This is a genomic window from Thiopseudomonas alkaliphila (genome assembly GCF_001267175.1).
Classification (GTDB): domain Bacteria; phylum Pseudomonadota; class Gammaproteobacteria; order Pseudomonadales; family Pseudomonadaceae; genus Oblitimonas; species Oblitimonas alkaliphila.
Genome location: NZ_CP012358.1, coordinates 547,104 through 567,003, shown reverse-complemented (window position 1 = coordinate 567,003; position 19,900 = coordinate 547,104). Strand labels below are relative to the sequence as shown.

Annotated in this window: 23 protein-coding genes; 15 read left to right on the top strand and 8 right to left on the bottom strand. The window is 47.7% G+C overall.

From position 1 onward, the window contains the following. Nucleotides 1-2: 2 nt before the first annotated feature. Nucleotides 3-662, bottom strand: coding sequence for a response regulator (locus AKN87_RS02785; protein ID WP_053103611.1), 660 nt, complete (start codon nt 660-662; stop codon nt 3-5). A 38-nt stretch (nt 663-700) separates the two neighbouring features. Beyond that, the gene (locus AKN87_RS02780) at nt 701-1,249 is read right to left on the bottom strand and encodes a rhodanese-like domain-containing protein (protein WP_053103610.1); all 549 of its coding nucleotides are present in this window, start codon (nt 1,247-1,249) and stop codon (nt 701-703) included. A 263-nt stretch (nt 1,250-1,512) separates the two neighbouring features. Between AKN87_RS02780 and AKN87_RS02775 the strand changes: the two genes are divergently transcribed. Next, the gene (locus AKN87_RS02775) at nt 1,513-2,151 is read left to right on the top strand and encodes a response regulator (protein ID WP_053102384.1); all 639 of its coding nucleotides are present in this window, start codon (nt 1,513-1,515) and stop codon (nt 2,149-2,151) included. 51 nt (nt 2,152-2,202) lie between these two features. Here the strand turns inward: AKN87_RS02775 and AKN87_RS02770 are convergent, their stop codons facing one another. Then, complete coding sequence (locus AKN87_RS02770) at nt 2,203-2,847, bottom strand: pentapeptide repeat-containing protein (protein WP_053102383.1); 645 nt, start codon at nt 2,845-2,847, stop codon at nt 2,203-2,205. An 83-nt stretch (nt 2,848-2,930) separates the two neighbouring features. Continuing rightward, a complete protein-coding gene (gene exaA, locus AKN87_RS02765) occupies nt 2,931-4,787 on the bottom strand; it encodes a quinoprotein ethanol dehydrogenase (RefSeq protein ID WP_053102382.1) in 1,857 nt (618 codons plus the stop codon). A gap of 311 nt (nt 4,788-5,098) precedes the next feature. Here exaA and pedF point away from each other — a divergent pair, with 311 nt between their 5' ends. The 10 genes from pedF (at nt 5,099) to AKN87_RS02720 (ending at nt 14,354) form a co-directional block, all read left to right on the top strand. After that, complete coding sequence (pedF, locus tag AKN87_RS02760; RefSeq protein WP_053102381.1) at nt 5,099-5,533, top strand: cytochrome c-550 PedF; 435 nt, start codon at nt 5,099-5,101, stop codon at nt 5,531-5,533. 33 nt (nt 5,534-5,566) lie between these two features. After that, complete coding sequence (locus tag AKN87_RS02755; RefSeq protein ID WP_053102380.1) at nt 5,567-6,331, top strand: quinoprotein dehydrogenase-associated SoxYZ-like carrier; 765 nt, start codon at nt 5,567-5,569, stop codon at nt 6,329-6,331. 65 nt (nt 6,332-6,396) lie between these two features. Continuing rightward, nucleotides 6,397-7,317, top strand: a complete 921-nt coding sequence (locus AKN87_RS02750; RefSeq protein WP_053103609.1) for a quinoprotein relay system zinc metallohydrolase 1 — start codon at nt 6,397-6,399, stop codon at nt 7,315-7,317. 189 nt (nt 7,318-7,506) lie between these two features. Then, the gene (gene exaC / locus AKN87_RS02745; protein ID WP_053099553.1) at nt 7,507-9,027 is read left to right on the top strand and encodes an acetaldehyde dehydrogenase ExaC; all 1,521 of its coding nucleotides are present in this window, start codon (nt 7,507-7,509) and stop codon (nt 9,025-9,027) included. A gap of 210 nt (nt 9,028-9,237) precedes the next feature. Then, nucleotides 9,238-9,309, top strand: coding sequence for a pyrroloquinoline quinone precursor peptide PqqA (gene pqqA, locus AKN87_RS12480; protein ID WP_080995574.1), 72 nt, complete (start codon nt 9,238-9,240; stop codon nt 9,307-9,309). A 42-nt stretch (nt 9,310-9,351) separates the two neighbouring features. Next, the gene (pqqB, locus tag AKN87_RS02740) at nt 9,352-10,266 is read left to right on the top strand and encodes a pyrroloquinoline quinone biosynthesis protein PqqB (protein ID WP_053102379.1); all 915 of its coding nucleotides are present in this window, start codon (nt 9,352-9,354) and stop codon (nt 10,264-10,266) included. Nucleotides 10,267-10,274: 8 nt separating this feature from the next. Next, a complete protein-coding gene (gene pqqC / locus AKN87_RS02735; protein WP_053099551.1) occupies nt 10,275-11,030 on the top strand; it encodes a pyrroloquinoline-quinone synthase PqqC in 756 nt (251 codons plus the stop codon). Continuing rightward, entirely contained in the window at nt 11,027-11,305 is a 279-nt protein-coding gene (pqqD, locus tag AKN87_RS02730) for a pyrroloquinoline quinone biosynthesis peptide chaperone PqqD (protein WP_053099550.1), read from the top strand. Before pqqC ends, pqqD begins: the two co-directional genes overlap by 4 nt. Beyond that, nucleotides 11,277-12,431 (top strand): pyrroloquinoline quinone biosynthesis protein PqqE, encoded by a 1,155-nt coding sequence (pqqE, locus tag AKN87_RS02725; RefSeq protein ID WP_053102378.1) that lies wholly within the window; start codon nt 11,277-11,279, stop codon nt 12,429-12,431. The genes pqqD and pqqE overlap by 29 nt, the downstream gene beginning before the upstream one ends. 3 nt (nt 12,432-12,434) lie before the next feature. After that, entirely contained in the window at nt 12,435-14,354 is a 1,920-nt protein-coding gene (locus AKN87_RS02720) for an alpha/beta hydrolase family protein (protein WP_053102377.1), read from the top strand. A gap of 169 nt (nt 14,355-14,523) precedes the next feature. On the opposite strand, the gene scpB is transcribed toward AKN87_RS02720, so the two are convergent. Genes scpB through AKN87_RS02700 form a run of 4 tightly spaced genes read right to left on the bottom strand, consistent with a single transcriptional unit; the run spans nt 14,524 to nt 17,561 of the window. Next, nucleotides 14,524-15,264 carry an SMC-Scp complex subunit ScpB gene (gene scpB / locus AKN87_RS02715; protein ID WP_053099547.1) on the bottom strand — a complete coding sequence of 247 codons (741 nt, stop codon included), beginning with the start codon at nt 15,262-15,264 and terminating at the stop codon, nt 14,524-14,526. Beyond that, nucleotides 15,257-16,081 (bottom strand): segregation and condensation protein A, encoded by an 825-nt coding sequence (locus AKN87_RS02710; RefSeq protein ID WP_053102376.1) that lies wholly within the window; start codon nt 16,079-16,081, stop codon nt 15,257-15,259. The genes scpB and AKN87_RS02710 overlap by 8 nt, the downstream gene beginning before the upstream one ends. A gap of 2 nt (nt 16,082-16,083) precedes the next feature. After that, nucleotides 16,084-16,707, bottom strand: a complete 624-nt coding sequence (locus AKN87_RS02705) for an L-threonylcarbamoyladenylate synthase (RefSeq protein WP_053099545.1) — start codon at nt 16,705-16,707, stop codon at nt 16,084-16,086. Nucleotides 16,708-16,721: 14 nt separating this feature from the next. Next, on the bottom strand, nt 16,722-17,561 hold the full coding sequence (locus AKN87_RS02700) for a PHP domain-containing protein (RefSeq protein WP_053102375.1): 840 nt from the start codon (nt 17,559-17,561) through the stop codon (nt 16,722-16,724). Nucleotides 17,562-17,629: 68 nt separating this feature from the next. Between AKN87_RS02700 and AKN87_RS02695 the strand changes: the two genes are divergently transcribed. The 4 genes from AKN87_RS02695 (at nt 17,630) to AKN87_RS02680 (ending at nt 19,877) form a co-directional block, all read left to right on the top strand. Continuing rightward, nucleotides 17,630-18,232 (top strand): septation protein A, encoded by a 603-nt coding sequence (locus tag AKN87_RS02695; RefSeq protein WP_053099543.1) that lies wholly within the window; start codon nt 17,630-17,632, stop codon nt 18,230-18,232. Nucleotides 18,233-18,236: 4 nt separating this feature from the next. After that, nucleotides 18,237-18,533 (top strand): YciI family protein, encoded by a 297-nt coding sequence (locus tag AKN87_RS02690; RefSeq protein ID WP_053102374.1) that lies wholly within the window; start codon nt 18,237-18,239, stop codon nt 18,531-18,533. 3 nt (nt 18,534-18,536) lie between these two features. Continuing rightward, nucleotides 18,537-19,238 (top strand): response regulator transcription factor, encoded by a 702-nt coding sequence (locus tag AKN87_RS02685; RefSeq protein ID WP_053102373.1) that lies wholly within the window; start codon nt 18,537-18,539, stop codon nt 19,236-19,238. A 126-nt stretch (nt 19,239-19,364) separates the two neighbouring features. Beyond that, on the top strand, nt 19,365-19,877 hold the full coding sequence (locus tag AKN87_RS02680) for a Spy/CpxP family protein refolding chaperone (protein WP_053102372.1): 513 nt from the start codon (nt 19,365-19,367) through the stop codon (nt 19,875-19,877). Nucleotides 19,878-19,900: the final 23 nt, after the last annotated feature.

The following is a 19,900-nucleotide window of genomic DNA, read 5'->3' as shown; positions in this document are numbered from 1 at the left end:
AGCTAGCGGCGTAGATACACTGAAAAATCAATATCGCCGACCGACAAAATCGCCTGGACTCGGTTGTGTACATTGAGTCGGCGTAAAATCGCCGAAACATGCGCTTTGACTGTAGTTTCTGCAATATCTAAATTATAAGCAATTTGTTTATTGGATTCGCCTTTGGTCATGCGCTCTAGCACCTGTAACTGTTTACGCGTGAGTGCCTGCAGTAGTTCCGGTGGAATACTGGATTCTTTAGGAGCACGGCGCTGACTGGCCTCGGCGCGAATGATATCGGACGGTAAATAAATATGGCCATTGAGCACTTGCTCTAAGGCAGCGGTCATTTGCTCGCGCGGGGTAGATTTAGTAATAAACCCCACGGCGCCATAGGTTACTGCTTGCAGCACAATGTGTTTATCTTGCTCGGCCGAGACAATCACCACCGGAATCGTTGGTGCTTCATTACGTAAATTAACTAGGCCATTTAGCCCTTGCATGCCAGGCATATTTAAATCTAAGAGGATTAAATCAAAATCCTCCTGTGCTTGGATTAAGCTCATCGCGGTGTCTAGATCTTCGGCTTCAACCAAGTGAGCACCTGGAAAACCCGCTTGAATCACGCCGCAAATCGCTTCACGAAACAATGGGTGATCATCGGCAATTAGGATGTTGTACATGGTCATTGACCTCATTATTGTTAGTTAGCTAAAGGCAGTTAAGGAATAAAGGGAGCAGGCTGCGCCGTGACTAAAGGCAACCCTTGTTGTTGCCATTCATCAATGCCATTACGTAGCCAATACAGCTGTCGGTAACCCCATTGATAAGCCCGCTGGCTGGCATTCCAACCAAGCCAGCAATCGGAGCGGCAGTAAAACACGATCGGATGGTGGAAATTATCCGCGGTTGCTTGGGCTAAATATTGTTGACAATAGCTAAGCCATGCCTCGCTTAAAACACCATCCCCACAGTTGGCTAACCATAGGCTGCCCGGCAGATTAGCATGGGGTTCAGTAGCGGTAAATTGGCCATGCAACCAAGGATTACGATACACATCGACCAAGACCAGTTCTGGATAGGTAGTGCGAAGCGCGAGTAGTTGCTCGGCAGTAATCACCTGAGCCCAGACATTCGTGGTCGGTGTCGGGCTGCGATAATGTTGAATTCGATAGCCTTCATCGGAAAAGTGACTGGCCATCGCGGCAGTACTGGCAAGCCAGTTGCTAAAAAGTAGGCCTGGTAACAGGCACCAAGAGAACTTAAGCATCGACATAGCAACAGCCTTACACACCAAGGAGTAGGCATTTAATGCAAAATTGAGCGGCTTGAACATCCTACATTAAGCGGTGAAACCCAGTACTAAAGTACTGCTTTTGCTGTTTAGCGTTAATTTAAGTGACGATACTGAGCGGCTGGGTAATGGCAAAAGCCGCTATAAAGTAGCAGCGAAGCAGTACCAAGGTAGTGGATGGTATAGGGCGCTCTCTGGTTAGGCTAGTGACTCGATTAATAACCTGCTATGGAGTGCTGATGAAAGTGTTACTGGTTGAACCTCACCCAATAGTACGTCAAGGCTTAATCACGATCTTGCAATCGTTATTTTCTGAGCTTGAGTTGCTCGAGGCAGATAGCGCCGAGCAGGCTTTAGCTGTACTCAATCAGCGTATACCTTCATTGGTGCTGCTTGAAGTAAGTCTACCGCAGCTCAGTGGAATCGAGCTGTGTCGCCGCTTACAACAGCGTTTTCCGCAACTGCCGGTGGCTTTTTTAACTCAGCATCGAGAGCTAGCTACTGTACGCCAAGCTTTAGCCAGTGGTGCTTCAGGTTATCTCTCTAAATTTAGCTCGCTGGCGCTACTGCAAGAAGCTATCAAGCGTTTAGTTACTGGTTATCACTTTATTGAGCCCGAGTTGGCCACGCAATTAGCCTATCAGCAGAGCACGGATAACCAAACTGACAGCCGCTTAGCTAGCATGACACCACGGGAACACGAGGTGTTTTTAATGGTAGCGCGGGGCATGAGTACTGCAGTGATTGCTGAGACTCTTTGTATCAGTAGTAAAACGGTTGCTAACTACATGACTTTGTTAAAACATAAACTGCAGATCAGTAATCAGGCGGAGTTAGTGCATTTAGCCATTGATATGGGGTTGGTGCGCTTAGCGTAAACTCACCAGAGTAGGCTGGTTAGCCACCCTGCGTAGGCGGCTAATAATGGGTTACCAGTCTAACGGGCAGTTTTTACAGCCATCCATATGCGCGCCTAAAAAGGTGGCGTAATGCCGGCGTGCACCACTCATATCAGCCTTGGCCATATTGGCTTCGCTCAGTTTGGCTTCTTGCATATTACTGTCTATCAACTTGGCTTTGCGTAAATCAGCACGGGTAAACCAAGCCATCTCTAAATTGCTGGCAGTCAAGTTAGCGCCCATGAGTTTGGCTCCGGACAGGCGAGAAAACTCTAAGTTAGCAGCATAGAAGTTAGCTTTTTCGGCTTGTACACCTTGGGCCAGCATGGCCCAGCCATTAATCGCCACTAATTGTGTTTTATATAAGTTAGCACCTTGTAAACGAGCCTGCTGCAAGCTGGCACGGGTGAGGTTAGCCTGACTTAAGTTAGCGCCTTCTAAGCTAGCTAAGTCCAGCTTGGTATGCCGAAGGTTAGCGCCGCTTAAGTTGGCTTGGCTTAAGTTGATTCGGCTAAGATCTAAGTTACTTAAATCGGCTTGGCGTAAATCCATTCCCGGGCAGTCAGCGCCGGGCTCTAAGGTGCAGCCATTAATGCTGCGAGCCTGGCTGTCGTCATCGGCTAGCACGCTAAAACTGAAAACTAAGCCAAGTAGAGGTAGGGTGTATTGATACATAAAACGCGCTCCTTAAAGCAGCCATCACCTTATAGTTGGCGGTGATGGCTGATATTCAGTGGCTGACGAGTAGTGCTTAGCGATTATTTATCCCAAGCCGGTAATTTGAACACCCAGAATGATCCACCTTGGGCAACGGGTTTAGTGAGTTCCGCCATGTCGCCTCCCCATAATGGTACGGCACCGCCATAACCTGAGGTCACGCCAATATACTGCTCACCATCCATTTCCCAAGTCACAGGCGGGGAAATCACGCCGCTACCGGTTTGAAATTTCCACAGTTCTTTACCGGTTTTGGCATCAAAGGCTTTGAAGTAACCATCACTGGTTCCGGTGAAGACAAGATTACCTTTAGTGGCTAAAACACCTGCCCATAACGGTAGTCGCTCTTTATGTTCCCAAGCAATTTTTCCTGTGGTTGGATCCATTGCTCGCAGAATACCTACGTGGTCGTCATACATGCGTTTAATTCGGAAGCCTTGACCTAGATAAGCTGAGCCTTTTTTGTAAGCCACTTCTTCGGTCCAGTAATCTTCTTTCCAGTGGTTAGCTGGTACGTAGAATAGGCCGGTATCTTGGCTGTAAGCCATGGGGTTCCAGTTCTTGCCACCTAAGAATGGTGGCGAGACCTCAACCGAGGCACCACGTTTTTCACCAGGAGCCGGTTTAGGTGGGCGTTGCCCTTCAACCTCAACCGGGCGACCGGTTTTTAGGTCGATATGGCTAGCCCAGGTAATATTATCGACAAAGGGGAAGGCATTTTTTAGCTTGCCGCTGGTACGGTCAACCACATAGAAGAAACCATTTCGATCCGCGTGGGCTGTGGCCTTAGTGACTTTGCCATCTTTATCTTTGTAATCAAATAGCACTAGCTCGTTATTACCAGAGAAGTCCCAGGCATCGTTAGGAGTATGTTGGTAGAACCATTTAACTTCACCAGTGGTGGGATCAACTCCAACTTGCCCTGAAGTGTAAAGGCTGTCGTAATCACGAGGGTTACCACCATCGGCGGTACGTTCCCAACCGTTCCACGGAGCTGGGTTACCGGCACCAATAATAATCGTATTGGTTTCTGGGTCGAAGCTAGCGCTCTGCCATGGCGCTCCGCCACCTTGGCTCCAGGCCTCTTTTTTACCTGTAGGGTGGTTCGGATCATCTGGCCAAGAAGGCGCTTTAATATCACCGGTAGGAGTGCTTTCTTTACCATTTAAACGGCCCATGTGCCCTTCAACAAAGGGGCGCATCCATAGTTCTTCACCGGTTTCTGGGTCGCGAGCAAACAACTGACCCACCACGCCAAACTCATCGCCAGAGCTGCCGTGAATTAACATAACTTTGCCCGACTGACTATCTTTAATGATAGTCGGTGCACCAGTCATAGTGTAACCTGCGGCATGGTCACCAAACTTTTTATTCCATACCACTTTACCGGTGTCTTTATTCAGTGCGACGACGCGGGCGTCGAGGGTACCCACATAAACCAGATCACCGTAAATCGCCACACCACGGTTAACCACATCACAGCAAGGACGAATATCATCGGGTAGACGATGACTATAACTCCAGAGGCGCTGTCCGGTTTTGGCATCCAGTGCCCAAACCCGTGAGTAAGAGCCAGTGACATAAATGACCCCATCATGCACCACCGCTTGAGATTCTTGGCCGCGTTGTTTTTCATCGCCAAAAGAGTAAGTCCAGGCAGGGGTTAACTTGAACACGTTTTGATCGTTAATTTCAGCCAACGGGCTATAGCGCTGTGCATTAGTGCCCATGCCGTACTGCAAGACGTTGGTGGTTGTGAGGTGATCTTTAGCAATATCTTCCCAAGTCACAGGTTTGGCCAAGCTGCTAGTGGCAGCCAGCAAGCCAATGCCTAAGGCAATGCCTTTAACGCACAAAGCTAAGGGTTTGGCAGAGCTAGGTAATGAGTTCATGGTCATTAGCGTACTTCCCATCAATTGTTGTTATTAGGTCAAACACTGAAATAGTTGCAGTGGGCGACTGGGCTTATGTTGGGAAACTACGCAACAAAACACTACGGAAAAACTCCCGCACTTTACGGGATAAATTCCCAGTAGCGCTATAACTTGGCACTAGCACTTAAGCCAAGAGAAACCGCATCTTTACACCCTGTACTAAGGGAGGAGAGCGAGGAAACTAAAGCAGCGTACTCAGCCTAGAAGCAGCTTTTTAAGATGAGCCCCTGAATTTTCTTTTATGCGTTACAGCGCTTAATTCAAGGGTGAGAATAATGAAAATAACACAAGCAAGCACCGCCTTAGCTCTAATTGCAGGTTTTAGTTTTAACCTGCTGGCCAATGCCCATGGCGATGTGGTACCTCAAGCTGTGAATGTGGACGGACTGACGCCATTAGGTGAGGAGTGGCTAGATGAAAACCCCTACCGTGAACCTAATAAAGATCATGCCTTAGCCGTTGAAATTGGCTCATCTGCCTATAATCAAAACTGTGCCCGCTGCCACGGTTTAGAAGCGGTATCAGGAGGTATTGCCCCTGACTTACGCTTACTTGAGCCAGGTCTTGAAGGGGATGAGTGGTACAAAGAGCGGGTGATTAATGGTGCGGTGCGCAATGGGGCGATTTATATGCCAAAAATGGCCGAGTTTATTAGTCAAGAAGCGCTCTGGGCGATCAGAACCTATATTGAAAGCCGCGTCGAAGAGTAAGCCTATACCGCCTGCCAAGTAGGAGCTGAGCCCATGAAGTTAGCTCGAAGTTTGTTAGTCGTTGGATTGCTGGCTGCACCTGCTTGGGGGTGGGCTGAGGTGCCAGCAGACCCATTACAGTCGTCGATGTGGGATTATTTTCATCTGCGAATGCTCGAGCAGCAGCCCTATGTATTTGACGCCCAGGTTCAGGTCAGTGTGCCAGCGTTTGCTGAAGACTCTGCCCAGGTACCCATTGAAGTCGATGCCCGTGCCCTGACGGGTAAAGTGCAAAAGATGATTATTTGGGCAGAATTAAATCCAATACCCAAGGTATTGAGCTTAAACGTACTGCAGCCCGATCAGGTGGAAAACTTCTTAGCGGTGCGCATTCGGGTGGAGCAGGCTACACCGATCCGAGCAGCATTACTAATGGATGATGGGCTGTGGCATGTGGGCAGTGCTTGGATTGATGCTGCTGGAGGTGGTTGTACCATGCCCAGTACATTACAGGCGAAAGCAGGCTGGGAGAAAAACCTAGGACAGGTGTTGGGGGCCCGTTTTGAAGTCGGCAGCCATAGTCGCTTACGGCTCACGATTGCTCATCCTATGGATAATGGATTAAACAGTGCTATTCCTGAGTTTTATTTAAATCAGGCCGAGCTGCGTACTGCCAGGGGCGAAGTGCTAGCTGATTTAGAGTTGTTTGCTGCGCTGAGTGAAAATCCAACACTCACTCTGGGTCTTACTCAGCATCAAGCGACAGAGTTATGGCTCAGCGATAATAATGGCAATCAGTTTTTAGCGCATTTGCCTTAGCCGGTTAAAGGTGTGTCTATTTGCGCAACCGTTGGAGCGAGGTAAAGCCTGTGTTACGTCGATTAGTGGCAGGTGTTTTAATCTGTTTATGCAGCCTTGAGTTACAAGCTCAATACACCTTAAGCGCCCAAAAAATCGCTGCAAACACCTGGGTGGTTGAAGGTTCAACTGATAATTTCAGTCCGCAAAATGGCGGTAACATTGTTAATGTTGGCTTTATTGAAACGCCGGTCGGTGTGGTGGTGATTGATACCGGACCCTCATTTTTATATGGGCAAGCGCTTCGGCAAACGATTGCCGAGGTTAGTGATAAACCGATCATTAAGGTTCTGCTTACCCATCATCACCCAGACCACGTTTTGGGCAATCAAGCCTTTAGTGATATTCCTATTGCGGCCTTAACATCAACTACCGCGTTACTGGCGCAGGAGGGTGAAGCACTGGCGGAAAATATGTATCGCTTAGTGGGAGATGGGATGCGCGGCACCGAAGTGTTACTGCCCAATGTAGAGGTAGCTGCCGGCCCACTTAAACTAGGCGACTATCAGTTACAGCTGTATGCTTTGAGCGGCCATACCGGGGCTGATTTAGTCGTATTTGATCCACAAACAGGGGTGTTATTTGCCGGTGACTTAGTCTTTTATCAGCGCGCTTTGACCACCCCGCACACCCCTGGGTTAGCTATTTGGCAGGCTGATTTAACTCAGTTAGAGCAATTGCCATGGCGTGTGATTGTGCCAGGCCATGGACCGATAGCTAACAATCAAGCACCTTTTGCACAAATGCATGCCTATTTAAATTGGCTGGATCAATTGTTGCGTCACGCGGCCGCCACTGGTGAAGATATGAATCAAGTGCTGCGTAGTGATATTCCAGCACAGTTTAAATCAATCAGTTTGACCCGTTATGAGCTGACGCGGACGGTTAGCCATCTGTATCCAACCTACGAAAAGCAGGCTTTTCAATTACTCAATAGCGCTGATTAAGCCTGGCGTTAAGCAATGGTTAGGCACTACTACTCGATTCGCTTACTACTAAATGAGTAGATTTCTGCTGCATTAGGTGAATAGGGCGGAGTTTATTCAGTCGCTATGATCCAAGTATGCAAGTGCAGTGACTGCTTAGCAGTGACTAGATAACACAGCGTTAGCACAACAATAATGAGGAAACGACAGATGATTTACCCACAACCAGGTACTCCAGGCGCTTTATTCACCGTTAAGCCCCGTTACGGTAACTATATTAATGGTGAGTTTGTGCCACCAGTGAATGGCGAATATTTTACTAATACCACCCCAGTCACCGGTGAAATCTGTGGTGAATTCCCACGCTCTAATGCCGATGACATTAATTTAGCTCTTGATGCAGCCCATGCCGCTGCCAGTGCTTGGGGAAAGACCTCAGTTCAAGAACGCGCCTTAGTTTTGTTGAAAATTGCTGATCGAATTGAGCAAAACCTAGAGTTACTAGCTGTTGCTGAGACTTGGGATAACGGCAAGGCCGTGCGCGAGACACTCAATGCCGATGTCCCCTTAGCCGCTGATCACTTCCGTTATTTTGCTGGTTGTTTACGTGCTCAAGAGGGGACTGCAGCGGAAATTAACGAGCATACCGCAGCCTATCATTTCCACGAGCCACTAGGCGTAGTTGGGCAGATTATTCCATGGAACTTCCCACTGCTAATGGCCGCATGGAAACTGGCTCCTGCTTTAGCAGCTGGTAACTGTATTGTGATGAAGCCTGCTGAACAAACTCCGCTCTCGATTACCATTTTAATGGAAGTCATTGGCGATTTATTGCCACCAGGCGTGCTCAACATCGTTCAAGGCTTTGGTCGTGAAGCTGGAGAGGCGTTGGCAACCAGTACCCGTATCGCAAAAATTGCCTTCACAGGCTCTACACCAGTCGGCTCACATATTATGAAATGTGCCGCAGAAAATATTATTCCGAGTACGGTGGAGTTAGGCGGAAAATCACCCAATATCTTCTTTGAAGATATTATGCAGGCCGAGCCTGAGTTTATTGAAAAAGCCGCTGAAGGCTTGGTACTGGCGTTCTTTAACCAAGGTGAAGTGTGCACCTGTCCTTCGCGAGCGGTGATCCAAGAGTCGATTTACGACGAGTTTATGCAAGTGGTGATGCAGAAGGTTAAGCAGATTCGTCGGGGTAACCCACTGGATACTGAGACCATGGTCGGCGCTCAAGCATCTGCACAGCAGTTTGAGAAGATTCTTTCCTATATGGATATTGCCAAAGAAGAGGGCGCTGAACTGATCACCGGCGGTCAGGCTGAGCAGTTAGAGGGAGATTATGCCAATGGCTATTATATTCAGCCAACCATGCTCAAAGGCCATAACAAAATGCGCATCTTCCAAGAAGAGATTTTTGGCCCCGTAGTCGCTGTAACCACCTTTAAAGATGAAGCTGAAGCGCTAGCCATTGCCAATGATACCGAGTTTGGCTTAGGTGCAGGTTTGTGGACCCGTGACATCAATCGTGCCTATCGCATGGGACGTGGTATTCAAGCCGGCCGAGTCTGGACTAACTGCTATCACTTGTATCCTGCTCATGCGGCTTTTGGTGGCTATAAAAAATCAGGGGTTGGCCGTGAAACTCATAAAATGATGCTGGCTCATTATCAGCAAACCAAGAACCTACTAGTGAGTTACGACATTAATCCGCTAGGTTTCTTCTAAGCAGTGAGCTGATAAACAGCGAGGGTAAACAGCGCAGTCTAAGGACTGCGCTTTTTTTTAATCAAACTAATTGGCCAGAGGAGCACTCTAAAGCAGAGTACTAATGTTTGCGCAAATTAGTTCTAAAGTGCCGTTTTTAACTGAGGCATAAATCGCTATTAATAGAGCTCCGGAATTAACCGGAATTCTAATAACAATGAGGAATGTGCTATGTGGACTAAACCGACTTATAACGATATGCGTATGGGCTTTGAAGTAACGCTCTATATTTCCAATCGTTAATCGATAAAGCCCCAGTTCGCTGGGGCTTTTAGGGAGTCAGGCATGTATATTCATGTGTTAGGATCGGCTGCTGGTGGGGGCTTTCCCCAGTGGAACTGTAATTGTGATAACTGCCATGGCTTACGTCAGGGCACGCTTAAGGCAACGGCTAGAACCCAATCCTCAATTGCCATTAGTGATGATGGCGAGCAATGGATTTTATGCAATGCCTCACCTGATATTCGACAGCAGTTTGAGCAGTTTTCTGCGCTCCAACCGGCACGGGCAAAACGCGATACTGCTTTAGCCGGAATTATTTTAATGGACAGTCAAATTGATCATGTCACAGGTTTACTGACCTTGCGTGAAGGCTGTCCGCATCAGGTGTGGTGCACCCCTCAGGTACATCAGGATTTAAGCCAAGGCTTTCCAGTATTTAATATTTTATCGCACTGGAATGGTGGGCTTGAGTATCAGCCCATTGCTTTAGACTTTACACCGTTTAGCATACCTGGCTGCCTACAACTGCAGATTACCGCAGTACCTATTTTAAGCAATGCACCACCTTATTCGCCACGACGTAACAATCCTGATCGTGGCGATAATATCGCCCTGTTTATTGAGGATTTACGCAGTCAGCGCAGCTTATTTTATGCCCCAGGCTTGGGGCAGGTTGATGACTATGTCGCCAGTTGGATGCAGCGGGCCGACTGCTTAATGGTGGACGGCACCGTGTTTCATGATAATGAAATGCAATTAGCTGGCGTGGGTGACAAGCTCGGTAGTGAAATGGGGCATCTAGCACAAAGTGGCGAGCACGGTATGCTGCAAGCGCTTAGTGCTTACCCCGAAGCACGAAAAATTTTAATTCATATCAATAATACTAATCCCATTTTAAATGAAGACTCGCCAGAGCGCGCCTTGGTGCAGGCAGCGAATGTTGAAGTCGCATTTGATGGGATGCACTTTGAAGTGTAAGGCCGGCCATGAAGCAAGCAAGTGCATTAAGCCCTGCCGAATTTGAGCAGGCGCTCCGAGACAAAGGGGCCTATTACCATATTCATCATCCTTACCATGTGGCGATGCATAACGGTACGGCAACTAAACAACAGATTCAGGGGTGGGTGGCTAATCGTTTTTATTATCAAATTAATATCCCGATGAAAGATGCGGCAATTATGGCTAACTGCCCCGATCGAGAAGTGCGTCGGCATTGGATTCAGCGGCTGTTAGACCATGATGGTTTACCTGATAGTGAAGGCGGGATTGAAGCTTGGTTGCGTTTAGCCGAAGCTGTTGGCTTGGATCGGGACCAAGTATTATCCGGTGAACTGGTTTTGCCAGGGGTGCGTTTCGCAGTGGATGCTTATGTTAACTTTGCACGCCGTGCCAGTTGGCAAGAGGCAGCCAGTAGTTCGCTGACCGAATTATTTGCTCCGCATATTCATCAATCACGCTTAGAGGCTTGGCCTACGCATTATCCATGGATTGAACAAAGCGGTTATGACTATTTTAGGACTCGTCTTAGTCAAGCTCGGCGCGATGTAGAGCATGGTTTGCAAATCACCTTGGCGCACTACACCAGCTATGAACAACAGCAGCGAATGCTGGAAATACTGCAATTTAAATTGGATGTTTTATGGTGCATGTTAGATGCCATGAGCATGGCCTATGAGTTAAATCGTCCACCGTACCATAGCGTAACTGACCAGCCTGTGTGGCATAAGGGGATTAGCTTATGAGTATTGAGTTAACGGCTATTCCGCGGATTCGTCGAGGCTTTCGTTTGCAGTGGGAGGAGGTGCAGCAGGGTTATGTGTTGCTCTATCCCGAAGGCATGATTCAACTTAATTTAAGTGCGGCCAGTATTTTGCAGCAAGTCAATGCCGAGCAAAACGTCGAGCAAATCATTCAGGCTTTACAGCTTCAGTTTCCAGAAGCCGATGCTGCACTGACTGATGATGTGCTCGCATTTTTGGAGGAGGCTTATGCTAAGTTCTGGATCGAAAACTGCTAGTAATGAGTCTTTGGTTAAGCCACCTTTTTGGTTATTGGCCGAGCTGACCTATCGTTGTCCATTGCAGTGTCCTTATTGCTCTAACCCGACCGACTTTGCCCACAGCAAACAAGAACTTAGCACTGAACAATGGATTTCGGTGTTTGAACAAGGTCGTAAATTAGGTGCCGCGCAGCTGGGATTTTCAGGGGGCGAGCCGTTAGTCCGGCAAGACTTAGCGGAGCTAGTTAAAGCAGCCCGAGATTTAGGTTACTACACGAATCTGATTACATCTGGAATTGGCTTGACTGAAGCTCGCTTGCAGAGTTTAAGCGAGGCAGGGTTAGATCATATTCAAATTAGTTTTCAGGCCGCAGACGCCAGTGTTAACGATATGTTGGCTGGCTCGAAAAAAGCCTTTTCGCAAAAACTAGCTATGGCTAAAGCAGTTAAAGCAGCTGGTTACCCGATGGTGCTGAATTTTGTCATTCATAGGCAAAATATTGCTCAAATTGAGCAAATTATTGCGCTTTGCCTTGAGTTGGAAGCTGATTTTGTCGAGTTGGCTATTTGCCAGTTTTATGGTTGGGCTCACTTAAACCGTGAAGCGTTATTGCCCTCTAAGGCGCAATTAGTGCTCGCAGAGCAAGCCACCCAGCGCTGGCGAGAAAAACTGCAGCAGAAAAATCATCCTTGCCAGTTGATTTTTGTGACCCCTGATTATTATGAGGAACGACCTAAAGCCTGTATGAGTGGTTGGGGGGCGGTATTTTTAGATATTACCCCGGATGGTACAGCTTTGCCTTGCCATAGCGCGCGGCAATTACCGATCGAATTTCCGAATGTTAAAAACCAAAGTTTGCACAGTATTTGGTATGACTCCTTTGGCTTTAATCGCTTTCGAGGCTTTGATTGGATGCCCGAGCCTTGCCGTTCTTGCCCTGAAAAAGAACATGACTTTGGCGGTTGTCGCTGTCAGGCCTATATGCTGACGGGACAAGCAGAAAATGCCGACCCTGTGTGCAGTAAGTCGGACTATCACGGGGTTATTCTTGAGGCGCGCTACGCTGCAGATACTAGCCAGTTAACCGTGGCCGATATGCAGTTTCGTAATGCCGCCGCTTCCAAATTGATCGCTAAGGCTTAAATTATGCAGGACTTACCAGGTTTTTGGCGCAGCAGCTGGAGCGCTGAATTAGCCGCCCAAGCCAGTGCTGAGCTAATGGAGCTTAAAGCAACTGAGCAAGCAGTGTATTGGACTGAATACAGTCCAATCGATGGTCGCACCTTGCTCTATAGCGCAGACTTTATCCAGCGTCAGCCAGTGTTATTGACCTGCGAAGATTACTCCGTACGCTCTAGAGTTAATGAGTATGGCGGTGGTGCTTTTAGTGTGATCGACGATCTGCATTGGTTATTTATTAACGAAGCAGATCAGCAAATTTATCTGCAACGGCGCGTGGCTTTAAGCCAGCCGCAACCAATTACTGATTATCCACACTGTCGTTATGCCGAGCCATTGTATGATTCTGCGCAGCATTGCCTGATTGCAATTGAGCAAGCTGAAGAAGCGGCAAGGGTAGTGCATCGCTTAGTTTGTTTGCGTTTGGATGCTCAGTTTAAGTTAGTGGCGCGCCAGGTATTACAGCAAAGCGCTGACTTTTATAGCTCGCCGGTATTAAGTGCCGATGGTTTACGCCTAGCTTGGATTGAATGGGATCGTCCTGATCAACCTTGGACCCAAACTCGGTTACTGTTAGCTGAGCGCGCTGCAGTTAGTACGCCGTGGTTTGATCCAGGGGTTACGATTAAAACTATAGCGGGTGAGCAAGGTGATGCTGCATTGCAGCAACCACGATTTAATGGACAGCAGCTGTTTGCACTTAATGATCAAGCCGGCTACTGGGAGCCATGGGCTGAGCAGTCGGATAGCAGCTTTGTTCAGTTAACCCAATTACAGGCTGATATGGCGGGTGCACCATGGCAGATGGGCGGCTGTAATTATTGGCCACTGGATCAGAACCAGTTGCTGATCACTTGGTTTGAGCAAGGCTTTGGCCATTGTGGAATTTATTCGCTGAGCACTCACAGCATGACTCAACAGCTCTTTAATTCTGCGTCGCGGATTCGGCATCTAGCGGTTACCGCTGAATATATCATTGCTATTGCTTCTTACAGTCAAGCGGGGTCTGCTGTGATGTTGTGGCATCGAGCCAGCGCTACAGAGCACTGCATTAAGCAACTGAGTATTGGCTTAAATAGCAGTGACATTGCGACTCCTGAGCCACTACACATTTCGACAAGCGCTGGAAAAACCACCCACGCTTTTTTGTTTAAGGCGAAAAATAGCGCTTATTCGCTACCAGATAGCGCTCAATTAACGCCATTAGTGGTGTTTTTGCATGGTGGACCAACTTCGGCAGCTTATCCAGTGTTTGATCCGAGAATCCAGTTTTGGACGCAGCGCGGTTTTGCAGTGGTGGATATTAATTATTGTGGCAGTACCGGTTTTGGCCGAACTTATCGTTATGCTTTGCAGCAGCGCTGGGGAGAGGCAGAAATTGCCGATATTGCAGCGGTGGTAGATTATGTGATCGAACATGCCGCGATTAATCCAGCCCAAGTAGTCATTCGAGGCGCCAGTGCCGGTGGCTACAGTGCCTTAATGGCTGTGGCAAAACTGCCCATCTTTGCCGCAGCGGCCAGTTGGTACGGGGTGACTGATCCGCTGAATTTACGCCAAGCGACTCATAAATTTGAAGGTGACTATTTAGATTGGCTGCTGGGTGATCCGCAGCAAGCGCGTGATTATTATCAGACCCATAGCCCAATTTATTTAGCTGATCAGATCCAAACTCCGCTGATTTTCTTTCAAGGTGCGTTAGATGTGGTGGTCGTACCTGAGCAAACCCAAAGTATGTGGCAACAGCTACAGCGTAACCAAGTGCTAACCGAGTATTATGAGTATCCAAACCAAGGTCACGGTTTTAGAGATAGCCAAATATTGGCAGATGCTTTGCAGCGCGAGTTAGCTTTTTATCAACGACTATTTATTCAGGCAACTGGCTAATCAAGAGCAGGGCCATAACGTAAACCAATCAGCGACAACAAGTAAAAGTAAAACATGCAATAGCCGCAATTTAACATAATATTGATTATAGCTATTATGTCTGACTCGTCATAACAGTAGTTGGTTTGCTAGCGTCCAAAGCTTTAGCGCTAACCAGACTCAGCATTGATTAATCCTGCGCCGCATCTGTTGGGGTTAAGTCTTTAAACTCTGTGACTAGATGTTCTTCCATCGCATCGAGCTCATTGAGCAAACTTCTGAAGCTGACTTCTTCTGTTGCTTGGGTGTGTTCGGTTAAGAGTTTTTCGGTGGTGATTTCGTTGCTGGCCGTTAACGGTAGTTGTTGTGGAATGCTACGCTCGATTTCAGATAAATCCCGGAGCGCCATCAAGCTCGGTAACTCATCTAACCCCTTTAGATTAAAGTAATCTAAAAACGCTTTAGTGGTAGCAAACATTGCCGGTTTACCTGGTACTTCTCGATAGCCTACCACGCGAATCCATTCACGCTCTTGTAGGCTGCGCATAATATTGCTGCTGACGCTGACTCCGCGCACTTCTTCAATTTCACCGCGAGTAATCGGCTGGCGATAGGCAATCAGCGCTAGGGTTTCTAACATTGCCCGAGAAAACTTACTGGGTTTTTCCTCGCTCAGAACTTGGGTCCAGGTGTTATAGCTGCTACGGATTTGTAGTCGATATCCGCTAGCAACCTCGACTAACTCTAATGCATGCTGTTGATAGGCATCAGCTAGCGCAGTCAGAGCCTGCTTTAATTGAGCTTTACTGGCTGTGAAGGCTTTTGACTCTAAGAGCTGTTGCAATTGCTCAATAGTTAATGGTTTAGGATGCACCAGTAATAAGGCTTCAAGGATGCGGACCAGCTCAGGAAGGATAATGGCATTACTCATGACTTAGGGTTCGAACATAAATTTGACTATAGGGCTCGTTTTGCACCAGTTCAATCAGGGCTTCTTTCACCAGTTCTAGGGTCGCCATAAAACTAACCACCACTCCTAACCGCCCTTCTTCAAGGGTAAATAACTCAGAAAAAGGCACAAAACCGCCCTGTTTTACTTTGTCTAAAATCAGGCTCATGCGCTCTCTAGTCGAAAGGGTTTCGCGGCTTATTTGATGGCTTTCAAATAGTTCGCTGCGGCGCATGATGTCGGCCATGGCCTGTAATACTTCTTGCAATGCTACTTCGGTAAATACTGTGGCTGCTTGTGGTGCAATGGGCGCAGCAAGTTGCACTGGAAACACATCTCGTTCGCAGCGTGGCAGTTGATCTAAATCTTCAGCGGCTTGCTTAAATTGCTCATACTCTTGCAAGCGACGAATCAGCTCAGCCCGTGGATCAGCCTCTTCTTCTGGCGCTTGCTCTGGCTTTGGTAGCAGCATCCGCGACTTAATTTCCGCCAGCATGGCAGCCATTACTAAGTACTCAGCAGCAAGCTCCAGCTTGACCGCCTTCATCAACTCAACATAGCCCATGTATTGATGAGTAATCTGCGCTACTGGAATATCTAAAATATCGATATTTTGCCGACGGATTAAGTACAGCAGCAAATCCAGTGGCCCTTCAAAAGCCTCAAGAATCACTTCCAATGCATCTGGTGGAATATATAGGTCTTGTGGGGCTTCAATCAGCGCTTGACCGTAAACCCGGGCCAGTGGTTCTGTGAGTATTGCAGGCTCAGTGGCTGTAACTAGGGAGGCAGTTTCCATGCTTAGCTCATAAAAGGTGCCGGATCACCGCAGCCGACTCGAATCACTTCAATTTGGTCATCGACCAGATTGATTACAGTTGAAGGTTCAGTGCCAGTAAAGCCACCATCGATAATTAAATCCACTTGTTTTTCTAAGGCATCACGAATCTCATAGGGATCATTCATCGCCTGCGTTTGCCCTGGTAAAATCAAGCTGACGCTTAACATTGGCTCGCCCAGTTCCTCTAAAATAGCTTGAGCAATGGGGTTACTCAGTACCCGAATACCAATGGTGCGGCGCTTAGCATGCATCAACATCCGCGGTACTTCACGGGTGCCATTCATAATAAAGGTATAAGGCCCTGGGGTATGGGCTTTCAGTAAGCGAAAAGCAACGGTATCAACTTTGGCGTACAGCCCTAGCTCAGATAAGTCGCGGCAAATCAGCGTAAAATTATGCTTATCATCTAATTGGCGTAGCTGTCGAATACGGTCAATCGCTTGTTTTTCACCTAATAAGCAGCCAAGCGCATAGGATGAGTCAGTAGGATAAATGACTACTCCTCCTTGCTTGAGGACTTCCACCACTTGCAACACTAAGCGATGCTGTGGGTTTTCGGCATGGATTTGAAAAAAACTCGACATAATAGAACTCCCGTTTAAGCAAATAACTCAGATAACAGTGGTAAATCTGTTGGAACCGCGCGGTAGCTACCTAGTTCCGACCAAGATTTGGGTAAGTGAAAGTCGCTGCCGGCGGAAGCACGTAAGCCAAACTCTCGAGTTAAAATTGATAACACCCCTATTTGCTCAGCCGGCTGCCAGCCGTTGACTACTTCAATAGCATGCCCACCGTGCTCGACAAAATCAGCCACCAAGCGCCGGCGCTTGGTACGGGTAAAGTTGTAGTGATAAGGATGAGCTAAACTAATCAGTGCTTCAGCTTCTTTTAATACCTGTAAGGTTGCCTCAAAACTTGGCCAATGTTGTTTAACATCGCCGACTTTGCCAGCTCCTAGCCATTTACGAAAAGCTTCATTGTAATCCTTTACCCAACCTTGCTGGACCATAAAGCTAGCAAAGTGTGGGCGTGCGGGAGCATTTTGGCTATCGCCTAACTCTGCTTGAATTGCTTGGGCACCGGCCAGCGCATCATGGAAGCCTTTTTTAGCTAGACGCTGACTAATCAGCTCTGCACGCTCCCAGCGGGCCTGATGCATTTGTTGAGTCACCCGTATAATCGCCGGATGTTGTGAATCAAAGGCATAACCTAAGATATGAATGGTGGCGCCATTCCAGCTGCACGATAGCTCAATGCCATTAATTAATTGGATCCCACACTGTTTGGCTGCATGCTGGGCTTCAGCTAAGCCTTCAATGGTGTCGTGATCGGTTAAAGCTAACGTTTTTACCCCTTGCGCAGCGGCGCGTTGCACCAGTTCAGTGGGGGAAAGAACGCCATCGGAGGCAGTGCTGTGACAATGTAGATCAATATCCATAAATCAAGGGCTTACGCTTTAGGCTGGGTTTGCTATTATGCCTGCTCTATCCACTATTGGCTTGTATTGTGAAACAGTTTATCGATTTTATCCCCCTCATCTTATTCTTCATCGTCTATAAAACCAGCCCTAATACGGTTGAGTTACTAGGCCATAGTTTTGAGTTTGGTGGTATTTTTAGTGCTACCGCTGTGCTAATCATCAGTTCAGTGATTGTCTATGGTTTGCTTTTCATCGCTCAGCGGCGTTTAGAGAAAGGCCAGTGGTTGACGTTACTTGGTTGTTTGTTTTTTGGTGGCTTAACGCTGACCTTTCATAGTGAAACCTTCCTTAAGTGGAAGGCGCCCATCGTCAATTGGTTATTTGCCAGTGGTTTTTTAGCCAGCTTGTTTATCGGCAAGCAGCCATTGATTCAGCGCATGATGGGGCATGCAGTTAACCTACCCGATGCGATTTGGCGCAAGCTAAATTGGGCTTGGGTGCTATTTTTCATCTTTTCTGGCGCTGCCAACTTGTTCGTTGCCTTTACTTTCCATGAGATCTGGGTCGATTTTAAAGTGTTTGGCAGTTTAGGCATGACCTTAATTTTTTTAGTCGCTCAAGGTATTTATATGGCACGTCATATTCAGCCGGAAGCCGATACAGCCAGCTCCGACCAACCTAAGGATTAAGCCCATGTCTTTATTTGCAATTATCGCCACTGATGCGCCTGACAGCTTAGAAGCACGTATGGCAGCACGTCCCGCTCATCTTGCGCGCTTAGAGCAGCTACAGCAACAGCAGCGTTTAGTGCTCGCTGGCCCCCACCCTAACCCCGACGCTGAAGGGTTTACCGGCAGTTTAGTAGTGGCTGAGTTTGAGTCATTGACCGCGGCTAAAGCTTGGGCTGCAGCCGATCCTTATTGTGCGGCGCAGGTCTATCAGCAGGTCATAGTTAAACCCTTTAAACAGGTTTTACCTGTGGTTGAATAAGCCATGCAGCAGCTATTGTTAATTGATGATGATGTGGAGCTCTGCGAGCTATTAGGCGCTTGGTTGAGTCAAGAAGGCTATCAGGTGTTTTATGCCCACAGCACACAACATGCGCGGCAGTTACTGAGCACTGAAGCGAGCTATGATTTAGTGATTTTGGATGTCATGCTGCCTGATGGCAATGGCTTAGAGCTGTTAAAAGAACTACGGGAAAACTTACCACAGCTGCCAGTATTAATGCTGTCGGCCCGTGGTGAGCCTATGGATCGGGTGCTGGGGTTAGAACTGGGAGCCGATGATTACTTAGCTAAGCCTTGCGACCCCCGTGAGTTAAGTGCGCGGCTCAAGGCAATTTATCGGCGGATCCAGTCAACTACCGAAGATAATACTAAGGCCCTGGAGGATTGGCTTGAATATGGCGATCTACGCTTTCAGCGCAGCACGGGCAATGTATTAACCTTCGATCAGCAAAATCAGCTCACCGTTTCTGAGGGACGTTTGTTGGACCTACTCCTCAGCCGACCTGGCGAAGTATGGAGTAAGGATGAGTTGTCTGAGCAAGCATTGGAAAAAAAATTAACTGCGTTTGATCGTAGTCTTGATATGCATATCAGTAACCTGCGTAAAAAGCTGGGTAATTTAGCTGATGGCAGTAGCCGAATCCAGGCCCTACGTGGTCGTGGTTATTTTTACGTTAAACAGTAACCGCACCTTTACCTAAGCTTTACACTCGATTGACAGCACTAAACTGTGCATCTGGCATACTAGCCCCATCGACATTGAGTGAGGTATTACTCAATTATTTACCCCTGTCATTGAGAGGAACATCTTATGCGTCAGTTTTTAACGCCTTTAGCCTTGATTACCAGTATCGCGCTTCCAATCACTAGCTTTGCCATGCCACCTGAAGAAGCCAAGCAATACTTAAATAAACCCGGTATCCATAAAGTATTGCCAGCACCCAAAGTAGCAGCAGACGCAGAAACTCGCCGTACGACCAAGCATGATCGTTACGCTCAGCAAATGCAGCAGGAGCTTAAGCTCAGTGATGAGCAAGTTAAGCAACTGCAAGCAGTGCGTGAAGCTTCACGCCAAGAGCGACGCGCAATTCAAGATAAATACTTGCCTGAAGTTAAGCGCAAAGCTATGCATGCTGAGTTTAAAAGCTCAGCTGAAAAACAGCAGCAAAAAATGCAAGAGATCTTAACACCAGAGCAGCGCAAGCAATGGAGTGAGTTAAAACAAAAGCATCGCTCAACCATGAAAAAGCATCATAAAGGCATACATAAGCCAGAGCGCAAGCACAAGTCAGATAGCGCAGAACCTCGGGTGCACCGCTCTTAATAACCCTCAAGTAGGATAGCTAA